This is a genomic window from Streptomyces sp. NBC_00988 (assembly GCF_045162645.1).
Taxonomy (GTDB): Bacteria; Actinomycetota; Actinomycetes; order Streptomycetales; family Streptomycetaceae; genus Streptomyces.
On the sequence record NZ_CP108730.1, the window covers coordinates 4,796,604 to 4,808,899 of the forward strand.

A 12,296-nucleotide genomic window follows, 5' to 3' on the forward strand; every position below is an offset into this window, starting at 1 on the left:
GATTTGTCGACGGGCGTGTAACAGCGGTTAGGGACCGGATCCGGCGCGGGAAACCCCGTTGCATGAACCACAACACCCCGCTCTCCCCCCGCCCCCTCAGCCACCTCACCGAGGTGCACCGCCGCGTGCTGACGACGGCTCAGCTCCGGGCGCACGGTGTCCCGGCCGCCGAGGTGAACGAGCAGTGCCGTCCCGACGGGCCGTGGCAGCAACTCCTCCCCGGTGTCGTCCTGTTGCACTCCGGCCCGCCCACCGGCGAGGAGCGGCTGCACGCGGTGCTGATGTACGCGGCGCGGGAGCGGACGGCGGGGGTCCCGGTCCAGCCCGGCGCGGAGGGCCCGCACCGGCCGACGTACACGGAGACGATGGTCACGGGCCTGGCGGCGCTGACCCTGCGCGGCTTCACGTCGGCGCCGGAGCTGGCCTCCCTCAAGCAGATCGACGTCCTGGTCCCCCGGATGCGCCGACTCCGCTCGACGGGCTGCGCGCGGATCGTCCGCACGGCCTCGCTTCCCACCCCGCAGCAGGCGAAGGGCGTCCCGGTCGCCCCGGTGCCGCGGGCCCTCGCGGACGCGGTGGCTGAGCTGTCGGACGCGAACGCGGTACGCGGGCTGCTCACCGAGGCGGTACGCGGCGGTCACTGCGAACCGGCCGCGGTGGTACGGGAGTTGAACAACGCCAAGCTGCTGAGCCGACCGCACGTGGTGGACGCGGTGGACTCGCTGCTGGCCGAGGGCCGCGCGATCGCGGAGGACCGCCTCTACCGGATGGTGAGCGAGCACGGCCTCCCCGACCCGGTGTGGAACGTCGACCTGCGTCTGCCCGGCGGCCCGCACCTGGGCGGCCTGGACGCGTACTGGCCCGAACAGGCGGTAGCCGTAGAACTGGACACCCGCGCCCCGCGCCAGGACGAGGACGCCCTGTGGTCGGAGTACGCCCGCAAGCGCGAGCACCTGGAGCGGCTGGGCATCACGGTCGTCCACATCACCCCGAAGAAGCTCCGGGACGCGATGGAGCAACAGGCGGCGGTGGTCCGTACGGCGCTCATGGCGTCGGCCGACCGCGATCCGGCCGCGTATGTCGTGGTGCTGCCCCGGTAGTGACGGACCGGGGCGGGATCAGGAGGGGAGAGGAGGGGCCACCGGGGGTCGGTGGCCCCTCCTCGTATTCCCGGTTACAGCGGCTCGGGCAACGGCGGCGGGGCGGCGCTCGTCGTCGTCTGTCCCGCGTGGAGGCCGTCGATGAGGGCGGCGTAGGAGGCGATCATGCGCGTACGGCTGAAGCGTTCGCGGCTGCGGGCGTGGGCCTTGGCGAACTCCGCGCGGCCGATGACCGCCTCGGTCCAGGCCGACGCGACGGCGTCCGGGTCGGGGGGCGTGATGATGCCGTGCCCGGCGACGATGGACGCGCTGTCGCCGACGTCGGTGGCGACGGGTACGGCCCCGCACATCATGCCCTCGATGAGGCAGAGGGGCGCTGCCTCACCGAAGGACGACGTCAGCGCGACGACGTCCGACCCGGCGTAGACGGTCTCCATGTCCCGCCGCACACCGAGGAGATGAAGCCGGTCGGCGAGCAGGGTTCGTTCCTCCCCGAAGGCGTCGTCGATGTCGGCGGAGAGGGCGGGCTGGTCGTGGTCGGTCATGCCCGCGCCGCACATCAGGACGTGCCCGGCGGGTTCGCGCCGTAGCCACTCGTTGGCCGCACGGAGGAAGAGCGGGATGTTCTTCATCGTGGCGTAGCGGGCGGCGAAGACGACGACGGGGGCGGTGTCCGGAATGCCGAGCGAGGCGCGGAGCGCGAGCCGCCGGGCCGGATCGGGACGGAAGCGAAGAAGATCCACGCCATTGGGGATGACGTGGAGGACCTCGGGCGGGATGCCGGCGGCCTGGTAGGCGTCGCGGGTGGACTCCGCGCAGCAGACGGCGGCGACGACCTTGCCATCGGCGATGGCGGCCTTCAGTTCGTCGAGAGCGGTGCCCGAGTGTTCGGGGTCCGAACGGTGCAGGCACACGACGACGGGGCGGCGGGGCAGTCCCGCCTGGTTGAGCAGCGAGAGCGGCTGCTCCTTGAGCGACAGGACGACGTCGGCGTCCGCGAGGGCACGGGCGGCGTCGGCGAGCTCGGGCCCGGTGAACCCCACCGTGGCCTGATCATCACCACCGCCGAAGCTGCGGCCGAGGGTCGAGACGCCGACGCCGGCCGCGGTCAGTTGCTGATAGCAGGCGTCGTTCTCCATGGCCTGCCGGGTTGCTTCTCGGTGTACTTCTCCGTGGATGCTGAGCACCGTATGGTGCTGGCCGCCCTCCACCAGTCCCAGTACGACGTCGCTGTGGACGATGCGGGCTCCTCCGGAGAAGAACCCCTCGTAGACCGACAGCACGTGCAGCTCGTGTCTAGCGCGCACACGACCACCCGCCTTGCATATGAATCGAGCCATCCCCGTGAACAGCGGGTTAGCCGTTATGAGGCGGCATGGACATTTCGTCCGAATGAACTGGGCGTCTCGTATCTGGGTCCGGTTGGTTATCCGGGGGTCAATTGGTACGGGGGCCTACGGCGAGCTGGACGCGAACCGTCTTTCCGATGTCTCCGCGCGGAAACCATTCGGGTGATTCGAGGGCCGTGCCGTACCGCGGGGGTAGGGCACGGACTGCTGATGGCTGCCGGTACGGAGTCACCCAGGAGCTTCCGGGTCCGAAGGGTCTTCCACTGGGAGCGGTTCACGGCCGCTCCTCCTCGATCCGTTCCCCCGATCGACATACCGTCAGGTGCGTGATGTCCCTCTTCGCGATCTTCGGTCCGCCCGTGTTCACGGTCTTCCTCGTTGCCTTCGGGGCCGGGACCGTCTACGCGCTCGGCCTTCACCAACCTGCTCGATCTGTGTGCGGACAGGCGTGCCGACGGCGTGTACTGGGATGTCGGGGCGGACTTCAGGCTGACGTCGGTGAGCAGGGGGAGCTTTCCGCTGTCCGTCCGGTGTTACTGGAGCAGCGGTCACAGCACCGAGGTGGTGTGGCCCTGGGCATCGCCCCTGCTGTACGCGGGGCTGGCCTGTTCCCTCGTGTGCTGTGTGCTGCTCCTCCGCAACCGCTACCCGCGTGGAGCCGTCACGTCCCGCAGAACTCCCCCAACACCACCGCCCCCGCGTCCCCCGACCAGTCCCCGTTGAAGTTGAACGCCAGCGAATGACGGCCGTCGGGCGTCGCCACCACCGCCGACGACGAGCCGTGGATACCGCCGTCGTGGCCCCAGAGATGGACACCGCAGGGCAGCTTGATGTCGGAGATACCGAGGCCGTAGCGCGTGGTCGGGCTGTCGCCCGCCGGCACTGTCGTCTGCATCTCCTTGAGCTGCTTCGCCGGGAGGAGCTTTCCGCCCAGCAGCGCGCCGTAGAAGCGGTCCAGGTCGGCGGAGCTGGAGATCATCTCGCCCGCCGACGAGGCCAGCGACGGGTTCAGCTTCGTGACGTCGTACGTCGGACCCGTCGTCTCCTCCGCCAGCTTGCTGTAGGCATGGCTGCTCGGGCGCGGAACCGTCACCTTCGTGCCGGGGAGTGAAGTCGCCCTCAGGTGCAGGGGGTTGATGATGCGGTCGCGGATCTCCGTCGCGTACGAGTGGCCCGTGACCTTCTGGATGACCATGCCGGCCAGGACGTAGTTCGTGTTGGAGTAGTGCCACGACGTGCCCGGCGTGAAGTCCGGCTTGTGGGACATCGCGATCGCCACCAGGGCGGCCGGGGTCTTCGTGTCGTAACGGTGCTGGAAGAAGCCGTCCTTGGTGAAGTACGCACGGCCGAAGTCGTCGTCCTCCGTGTAGTTGTAGATGCCGCTGGTGTGGTTCAGGAGCTGGCGGACGGTGATCCTGCCGCCGTCGTTGCCGTTGCCCTGGACCACGCCCGGCAGCCACTTCTCCACCGTGTCGTCGAGCGACAGGCGGCCCTCCGCCTCCAGTTGGAGCAGCACCGTCGACACGAAGGCCTTGGTGATGCTGCCCACCCGGTACCGGTCGTCGGCCGAACGCGGCTTGCCGGTACGGAGGTTGCCCACGCCGGCCGTCGTCGACCAGGTGGTGCCGCTGTCCCGCACGGTGGCCGTGACGCCGGGGGCGCCGTCCTCCACGGCCGCCCGGAGAGCCTCCTGCGTCGCCGTGTGGTCCCGTCCGGCGGGCGCCGCCGTCGCGGGACCCGCCAGCGCCACCGACAACGCCACCGCCGTCGCACCCATCACTGCCGCGCGAACTGCCATGTCTTCCCCCTCTGTTGAGCCCGGTTCAGCTCGGTCGAGGGGATGGACACGGCCTTCCGGCGCGAAGGTTGCCCGGGTCTACGCCAGTTGAGTGAGTTTCAGCCCTTCTTGAGGAGCAGCTCCGTGTTGCGGTCCCTCGCGGCGCCGCCCAGCACCGTGCTGGAACCCGGTGCGTTGTACGACAGTTCGCGGTACAGGGCCGCGAGGCCGGTCTGGGTGAGGTCGGAGAAGTCGGTGCGGTGCGGGGCCGCGGACTCGATGAGCGTGGTGAAGAGGGACAGCGTGCCGTCCTTGTTGTCCACCAGCTCGATGACACGGGCGAGTTGGGGATAGTCGACGTGCGAGGCCGTGGAGATCTCCCAGAAGCTGCGACCGTCGGGCGCCGAGTGCGGGGTGATGACGTTGCGGTGGATGTGGCCGTTGACCCAGGCCAGCACGTTGGGGTGGCTGCCGAGGAGAGCGATGACCGCCGAGCCCTCGTAGCGGCGCTCGGTGGGGTGTGCCGGGTCGGGGCGGGTGTTGTCCATCGTCTGACTGGTGTGGTGGCTGAAGATCACCGCGTACGAGTCCTTGTTGTCGCGGAGCGTCTTGTCCAGCCACCTCAACTGCGTTGCCCCGATGGACCCTTCGTAGTGGCCGCCCGCGTCCGTGGTGTCGAGGCTGATGCCGATCACGTCGTCGGCGATGCTGAACGCGTAGTACTGCGTGCCCGCGTCGACGTTCGCCGAGGAGTAGCCGTGACCGACCGGGCCGAGGCCCTGGTAGGCCGGGTCGAGGTGGGCCTTGAGGTACTCCGCGGAGGTGTACGGGGCGCGGTTCTCGTCCGGCGTGATCGACCGCGCGGAGCGGGCGTGCGCCTTGAGGAAGTCGCCGTAACCCGTGCCCTTGGGGTCCTTGGCGTCCCGGATCGAGTTCTGCAGCTTCTTCGCCTCGGCCGCCGTCGCGGTCATCAACTTCTTGCCGCCGATGGCGAGTTCGGTGAGGTACGGGTCCGCGTGCGAGCCGAAGCAGCCGAGCGGGAGCGCGTCGTGGTTGCCGACCGTGGAGTACCAGGGCAGGTTGAGGCCGGGGCTGCGGACCTCGCGGACCGCGGCGGCCAGGAAGCCCGTGAGGTGCGGGAAGCCGACCTGCTTGTCGCCGTCGCGCACGGTGGAGTCGGGCTGCCAGTACAGCTTGAGGCCGCTGTTCTGGACGCCCTCGTAGTGGCGCGGGTCACCGGTGTTGGGGGTGAACCGGCCGCCGCTCATGATCTTCATGAACCATTCCAGCTCGGACTTGGCGTTGTTGTCCGTGTTGTCGCCGGTGGTCATCACGAAGTGCAGCGGGGAGCCGGTCACCGGGGCACCGCGCAGCGCGTTGACCCGCTCGACCAGCGAGATCCCGCCCTGCACGGTCAGCGCCTCGTGCGGGCGCCACGCGTGCTTGTCGGTGGAGCGCAGGTACTCCAGGCGCAGCGGGTGCTGGGTGTCCATCAGGTGCAGATCGGTGAACTGCACGAACGACGCGAGCGCCGTACGGCGGCCCGCGCGCCCGGACTTGGCGTTGGCGAGGTCGCCGCGCACGACGCGCTTCCACCCGGCGCCGTCGCCGAGCCGGCGGTAGCCGGAGCCGGCGCGCGGGGCGGCGACCGTGGCGAGGGTGGTGCCCTTGGTGTACGGGGTGAGGGGTGCGGCCGGTGCCACGCGGGAGTGCGCGACGGGCGCCTCGGCGGCGGCGTTGGCGGCATCAGCGGTGGCGGTGGCGGCCTGGCTGTCGGTGGGCCGTAGGGCGTAACCGACGCCTGCGGAGACGGACACGGCCGCGGTGGCGGCGAGGACGGTACGGCGGTTGACCCCCAGCGCGGAGCTGGCGACAGAGCGTGTGCGCGACATGGCGCGATCTCCCCGAGTACGAACTGCGTCGGCAGTGGTCGCGGGCCTTCGCGGCGATCGGTTTTCGATCGCGGTCGCGAACTTCCCGCTCGTACTGGATGCTTGGCATCGGGGATGACCTGCGCGTAAACGAGACGGCAACGTGTAGCGCCGATCACCGTACGTCGATCTTGGAGACCCCTGTGCGTTCGTGAACGCTCGTCGAGCCGCCGGGAAGCCGCTACTCCGTGTTCATCTGCCGGGGTACTGAAGCTATCCCGGAGCTATTTCAGGGAGTGGTCGACCCGTCCGGCTGTCGGCCGCTCCCGCCACAGCCGCAGCGCCACGTCGATCAACCCGACCCGGGTGAGCCCGGGTACGTCGTCCAGCGGATGCCAGGCCGCCATGTCGGTGGACCCGCCGATCTCGTTGCGCAGCTCGCCGCCGACGATCCTGGCCTCGTAGACGATCCGGAGGCCGTGGTGGTCCACCTTGCGCCGATAGCTCCACGGGAGGACGTGGTGGGTCGTGTCCACGCCGAGCAGTCCGGTGACCTCGACGTGGTAGCCGGTCTCCTCCTCCAGTTCCCGTACGACCGTGTCGTTCGGGTGCTCGCCGTGGTCCATGCCGCCGCCGGGCAGCACCCACTCGTGTCCCCCGCCCGCGATCGGTGAACGGGCCAGCAGGAGCTGACCGTCCCGGACGCAGACGGCGTAGGCGGCGACCCTCAGCTTCTTGCGCATCCGGTAGACGTTAGTTCGCCGGGTCCGGATTGGCAGGTGAGTATTCGGGCGCGGACCAGCGCAGAGGGAGTGCGGCGGCGCTCTCGACGACCTCGGTGACGGCGAAACGCACCCTGCGCTCCCCGTCCCCGTCGAACTCCGTCCTTGCCTCGCCGGTGAGTTGGAGTGTCGTGCCCGTCGTCCAGTCGAGGAAGAGGAGTCCCGCGCGCGGGTCGGCGAGCAGGTTGCCCAGGCTCAGGAACATGGCGTTGCCCGCGTAGTCCGGCCAGGTCAGCTCGCGGGGTGAAGTCGCCTGTACGAAGCCCGGGTTGCCGCCCCGGTGGCTGGCGTCGGCGCCGTGCTGGTGGACGGTGGCGAGGAAGAAGGTGTCGGCCGTCGCGATGAACTCGGCCTGGGAGGTGGTCAGTTCGGCGCCACGCCGGGGGCGTGCGGGTTCGCGGTCGGCGAGCGTCTCGTAGGACTCCCGCCGCTGGATGTACTTGGGGCAGTTGGCGAACACCCGCTCCGCCTCGATCGCCAACCCCCGTTCCGTACGCCGGAGTCGGCCGTCCACGCGCATACGGCGGCGGGTGCGGGGGTCGAGTGCGATCGTGCCGACCGGGAGGTCCCGTGCGTCGGCGAGGGCCGGGGTGAGGGGGTCGGTGGGGCGGGTGGCGCCGGTGATCGAGATCTGGTGCGGGCCCGTCGCGCGGACGAAGCCGGGGTCGCCGGTGAGCGGTGAGGCCCATACCCGGCCCGTCGCGGGGTCGGCCGCGCCCAGGATCAGCAGAGGCTGGAGTTCGAGGAAGGCGGCGGCCACCGGTTTGATGCCCTGGCCGATGATCTGGCCGACGTGGTCGGCGAGTTCGCGCACCCCCACCCGGTCCTGCACGGTGCGGGAGCCCGCGTGATAGGCGCCCATGACTAGAAGAAACCGCAGGTCGGGGCGTCGGTGTTCGGGGCCGGAGCGTCCTCCGCGCCGGTCGGCACCGAGATCTCCAGGCGGGTGCCGTCCGGGTCGTGGAAGAAGATGCCGCCGGAGGCCGCGCCTTCACGGTGGGCGACCACGCCCTCGTACGCGAACTCGGCGCCGTAGGCCTTGAGCGCCTCCTCGTACCACCGGACCCGCTCGATCGAGTCGGCCGCGAACGCGAGGTGGTGCAGGCCGGCGCGGTCGCTGTCGTACGGCCCCTGCGCCTGCTGCCAGAGGGTGAGGAGGGGGCGGCCGTCGTCGCCGTCGCCCAGGAACGCGTACCGGCGGTCGTCCTCCTTGCCCTCGGCGAGGACCGCGAAGCCGAGGACGTCGCGGTAGAAGGCGAGCGAGCGGCCGAGGTCGGTGACGTTCAGGCCGATGTGGCCGAGGTGCAGGGTCATGCGAAGCCCTCCCAAAATCTAACCGTTGTAAGTGACGTTAATGGTTAGACTTAGGGGCGTCAACCGGTCACGTACTCTTGACCGGTTAGATCAGAAGAGAGGCACCCGATATGCCGAAGCCCAAGTCGAAGCCGACACCCCTCATCGAGGACCCCCGGCCGCTCATCGGTGAGCCGCTCGCGCTCGACCTGCTCAACACGTGGTGGATGCGGGACGGGGTCGTACAGGATCTGCTCGCGGTCCCGGGCGGGCTCGCCGTGTGGCTCGGGTCGAACGGGCTCGACGAGCGGTTCGCGGCCGACACGGTCACCCTGACGCACGTCAACGGCACGCGCACCGCGCTGAAGCTGGCCCTGGACGACGGTCGCACGGGCGACCTCGACGCCGTACTCAGCATGGGACGCATCCGCGCCACCCTCACCGCCGACGGGCCCGGCGAGGTGCCCGAGTTCGAGGACCCCAGGTGGGGGCCCGGCTGGCTCGCCGCCCGCAGCTATCTGGAGCTGCTCTCCACCGCCCCGGACCGCATCCGCCGCTGCGCCCACGAGGCGTGCGTCCTGCGCTTCTTCGACACGTCGCGGAACGGCACCCGCCGCTGGTGCTCGATGGCGGCCTGCGGCAACCGCGCGAAGGCGTCCCGTCACTACGCACGTTCGAACCCCGGGAACGAATAGGGGGTTTTCCCCATACGTTCATAGCGTTTCGGTCAACACTTCCCAAACAACCGTCCCTTGGGTAAAGCTGTGCCCTCGTCCGGCACTGGATTCTTCACCTACAAGGGATGCCGATGACCCTCTCCCACCAGAGACGCGTGGCCCGGATATCCGTGGCCGCCGGTCTCGTCGCCGCGCTCTCCGCGGCCGGGCCGATACCCATGGCCTTCTCCGCCGACTCACCGTCCGCCACCACATCCGCGGACGGCACGGTCAAGTCCGCCGCCGCCAAACTCGGTTCGGACGACGCCGATCTGCTCGCCACGGCCAAGGCCGACGGCGACAAGAACGTCACGATGATGATCGCCACCGCGCCGGGCGCGACCGAGCAGGTCGCCCAGCAGCTGGACGCGGTCAAGGGCGGCTCCGTGGGCCGCACCTACGACAAGCTCGGCTACGTCCGCGCCACCGTCCCGACCGGCAGGGCGGACTCGGCGATCGCCGCCGCCGCGAAGCTGTCCTCGGTGCACGCCATCGACCTGCGGCAGGAGATCGCGCTCGACGACCCGACGCCGAGCGCGGACACCGCGAAGGGCGCCAAGAGCGCCAACAAGGCCACGGCGACGACCACTTACTCGGCGCCGAACAAGAACACTCCCGCCGAGAACCCGTACAACCCGTCCTTCGAGACGGGCGCCGTCGACTTCGTGAAGAAGAACCCGAAGGCGGACGGCCGCGGCATCACCATCGGCATCCTCGACTCCGGCGTCGACCTCGGCCACCCGGCGCTGCAGAAGACCACCACCGGCGAGCGCAAGATCGTCGACTGGGTCACCTCGACCGACCCGATCGTCGACGGCGACCAGACCTGGCGCCCGATGGTGACGGCCGTCTCCGGCCCCAACTTCACCTACGGCGGCACGAGTTGGACGGCGCCCGCGGGGTCGTACGAGATCAGCACGTTCAAGGAGTCGTACACCACCGGCGGTGACGCGGCGGGCGACGCGAACCGTGACGGTGACACCACCGACGCGTGGGGTGTCCTGTACGACCCGGCGGCCGGCACGGTGACGGTCGACCTGAACAACAACCAGAACTTCAGCGACGACACCCCGATGAAGCCGTACAAGGACGGCTACCAGGTCGGCTACTTCGGGACGGACAACCCGGCGACGGACGTCGTCGAGCGGCAGCCGTTCGTCGTGCAGATCAGCAAGGACGTCCCGATGGACCCGTACGGCGGGTCCTGGGTCGGCAAGACCGCCGACTTCGTCAACATCGGTGTCATCGAGTCCGAGCACGGCACGCACGTCGCCGGTATCACCGCGGCCAACGGCCTGTTCGGCGGCAAGATGAACGGCGAGGCACCCGGCGCGAAGCTCGTGTCGTCCCGCGCCTGCACCTGGACCGGCGGCTGCACCAACGTGGCGCTCACTGAGGGCATGATCGACCTCGTCGCCAACCGCGGTGTCGACATCGTCAACATGTCGATCGGCGGCCTGCCCGCGCTGAACGACGGCAACAACGCGCGCGCCGAGCTGTACACGCGCCTCATCGACACCTACGGCGTGCAGCTGGTGATCTCGGCCGGCAACTCCGGTCCGGGCGCCAACACGATCGGCGACCCCGGTCTGGCCGACAAGGTGATCTCGGTCGGCGCCTCGATCTCGAAGCAGACCTGGGCCGCCAACTACGGCTCGCAGGTGGCGACTTCGTACCAGCTGCTGCCGTTCTCCTCGCGCGGCCCGCGTGAGGACGGCGGCTTCACGCCGACGCTCGTCGCGCCCGGCGCCGCGATCAACTCGACCCAGACCTGGCTGCCGGGTTCCCCGGTCCCCGAGGGGGGTTACACGCTGCCGGCCGGCTACTCGATGCTCCAGGGCACCTCGATGGCCTCCCCGCAGGCAGCCGGTGCCTCGGCGCTGCTGCTGAGCGCCGCGAAGCAGAAGCACATCGCGCTCACCCCGGCGACCCTGCGCACGGCGCTGACCTCAACGGCCGATCACATCAAGGGTGTTCAGGCATACGAGGAGGGCGCGGGCCTCATCAACATCGTGGACGCGTGGAAGTCCATCAAGGACGGCGCCACGTCTCACGAGTACACGGTGAAGGCTCCCGTCGACACCGCGATCGACTACGCGCTGAAGACGCCCGGCTTCGGAACCGGTCTCTACGACCGCGAGGGCGGCCTCAAGGCCGGCGCGAAGAAGACGTACGACATCACCATCACGCGAACCACCGGTGCGGACAAGGCCGTTCGGCACGAGCTGCACTTCGAGAACAACGCCGGTGACACCTTCCGGATCGTCGGCTCGGACGAGGTCAAGCTCCCGCTGAACCAGCCGGTGACGGTCAAGGTGCAGGCGGCGCCCAGGAGTTCGGGCATCAAGAGCGCGATCCTGGAGGTCGACGACCCGAAGACCGAGGGCCTCGACAAGCAGATCCTCACGACGGTCGTGGTCGCCTCGCCCGTCAACTACACCTACTCCACGGCGAATTCGGTGCAGCGCAACAGCACCCAGTCGTACTTCGTGACCGTCCCCGCGGGCGCCAAGGCCCTTGAGGTCGCGATCAGCGGGCTGAAGGACAAGAGCCAGACGCGGTTCATCTCGATCCACCCGTACGGCGTTCCGGTCGAGGACACCGGCACCCCGTACTGCTACAACAACTACCTCGACGGCAACGGCTGCAAGCCCGACGTGCGCTCGTACGCCGACCCGCAGGCCGGGGTCTGGGAGATCGAGGTCGAGGCGCGCCGCACCTCGCCGCTGCTCGACAACCCGTACAAGCTGGACGCCACCGTCCTCGGCGCGGCCTTCGACCCGGAGACCGTGACCGTGCCCGAGGCGAAGGTCGGCGTCCCGGCCACCGCCTCCTGGAAGGTGACGAACAACTACGCGGCCCTCACCGGCACGTTGAAGGGCGGCCCGCTCGGCTCCTCGCTGACCGCGCGGCCCACCATCACCGAGGGCGTCACCCAGACCACCACGGTCGACGTCCCGGCCGGCGCCACGTCCCTGGACGTCGCCATCGGCAACGTCTCGGACACGGCGGCGGACCTGGACCTGACGGTGAAGAACGCCGCCGGGACCGTCGTCGGCCAGTCCGCCGACGGCGACTCGGAGGAGTCCGTCTCCATCGCCAACCCGGCCGCCGGTACGTACACGGTCGAGGTCGCGGGCTACTCGGTGCCGTCCGGCTCGACCGCGTACGACTACCGGGACGTGTTCTTCTCCCCGGCGCTCGGCACGGTCACCGTCGACGGTTCGACTCCGGTGAAGCTCGCCACGGGCGCCTCGGCGACGGTCTCGGGCAGCGTCACCGCCCTGGCCCCGGCTCCCGAGGGACGCGAGTTCTTCGGCCAGGTCCAGCTGGTCAACGCCCGCGGCACGGTCGCGGGGCTGGGCAGCGTGAAGATCGAGAAGGTCACGTCGTAGCCATCACTACGGC

At 69.8% G+C, this 12,296-nt stretch carries 9 protein-coding genes; 3 read left to right on the forward strand and 6 right to left on the reverse strand.

The features are described 5' to 3' along the window. Positions 1-62 precede the first annotated feature (62 nt). Entirely contained in the window at positions 63-1,100 is a 1,038-nt protein-coding gene (locus OG496_RS21815) for a hypothetical protein (protein WP_405972071.1), read from the forward strand. A gap of 74 nt (positions 1,101-1,174) precedes the next feature. Here OG496_RS21815 and OG496_RS21820 read toward each other — a convergent pair whose 3' ends face one another. From OG496_RS21820 to OG496_RS21845, 6 genes are all read right to left on the reverse strand, one after another. Further along, positions 1,175-2,383 (reverse strand): glycosyltransferase, encoded by a 1,209-nt coding sequence (locus OG496_RS21820; protein WP_405976673.1) that lies wholly within the window; start codon positions 2,381-2,383, stop codon positions 1,175-1,177. Positions 2,384-3,110: 727 nt separating this feature from the next. After that, positions 3,111-4,247 (reverse strand): serine hydrolase domain-containing protein, encoded by a 1,137-nt coding sequence (locus OG496_RS21825; protein ID WP_405972072.1) that lies wholly within the window; start codon positions 4,245-4,247, stop codon positions 3,111-3,113. Between the two features lie 98 nt (positions 4,248-4,345). Further along, a complete protein-coding gene (locus OG496_RS21830) occupies positions 4,346-6,118 on the reverse strand; it encodes a TIGR03767 family metallophosphoesterase (protein ID WP_405972073.1) in 1,773 nt (590 codons plus the stop codon). Between the two features lie 263 nt (positions 6,119-6,381). After that, entirely contained in the window at positions 6,382-6,840 is a 459-nt protein-coding gene (locus tag OG496_RS21835; RefSeq protein ID WP_405972074.1) for an NUDIX hydrolase, read from the reverse strand. Positions 6,841-6,850: 10 nt separating this feature from the next. Next, positions 6,851-7,741 carry a pyridoxamine 5'-phosphate oxidase family protein gene (locus tag OG496_RS21840; protein ID WP_405972075.1) on the reverse strand — a complete coding sequence of 297 codons (891 nt, stop codon included), beginning with the start codon at positions 7,739-7,741 and terminating at the stop codon, positions 6,851-6,853. 2 nt (positions 7,742-7,743) lie between these two features. Next, entirely contained in the window at positions 7,744-8,193 is a 450-nt protein-coding gene (locus OG496_RS21845) for a VOC family protein (protein WP_405972076.1), read from the reverse strand. A gap of 110 nt (positions 8,194-8,303) precedes the next feature. Between OG496_RS21845 and OG496_RS21850 the strand changes: the two genes are divergently transcribed. Beyond that, positions 8,304-8,867: a CGNR zinc finger domain-containing protein gene (locus OG496_RS21850; protein ID WP_405972077.1), complete on the forward strand. Its 564-nt coding sequence runs from the start codon at positions 8,304-8,306 to the stop codon at positions 8,865-8,867. A gap of 113 nt (positions 8,868-8,980) precedes the next feature. Next, positions 8,981-12,283, forward strand: coding sequence for a S8 family serine peptidase (locus OG496_RS21855; RefSeq protein WP_405972078.1), 3,303 nt, complete (start codon positions 8,981-8,983; stop codon positions 12,281-12,283). Positions 12,284-12,296: the final 13 nt, after the last annotated feature.

Excerpts from the sequence above, each read along its gene's own strand:
- OG496_RS21830 (WP_405972073.1), bottom strand. The coding sequence starts at position 6,118 with ATGTCGCGCACACGCTCTGTCGCCAGCTCCGCGCTGGGGGTCAACCGC.
- OG496_RS21850 (WP_405972077.1), top strand. The coding sequence starts at position 8,304 with ATGCCGAAGCCCAAGTCGAAGCCGACACCCCTCATCGAGGACCCCCGG.
- OG496_RS21835 (WP_405972074.1), bottom strand. The coding sequence starts at position 6,840 with ATGCGCAAGAAGCTGAGGGTCGCCGCCTACGCCGTCTGCGTCCGGGAC.
- OG496_RS21815 (WP_405972071.1), top strand. The coding sequence starts at position 63 with ATGAACCACAACACCCCGCTCTCCCCCCGCCCCCTCAGCCACCTCACC.
- OG496_RS21825 (WP_405972072.1), bottom strand. The coding sequence starts at position 4,247 with ATGGCAGTTCGCGCGGCAGTGATGGGTGCGACGGCGGTGGCGTTGTCG.
- OG496_RS21840 (WP_405972075.1), bottom strand. The coding sequence starts at position 7,741 with ATGGGCGCCTATCACGCGGGCTCCCGCACCGTGCAGGACCGGGTGGGG.
- OG496_RS21855 (WP_405972078.1), top strand. The coding sequence starts at position 8,981 with ATGACCCTCTCCCACCAGAGACGCGTGGCCCGGATATCCGTGGCCGCC.
- OG496_RS21845 (WP_405972076.1), bottom strand. The coding sequence starts at position 8,193 with ATGACCCTGCACCTCGGCCACATCGGCCTGAACGTCACCGACCTCGGC.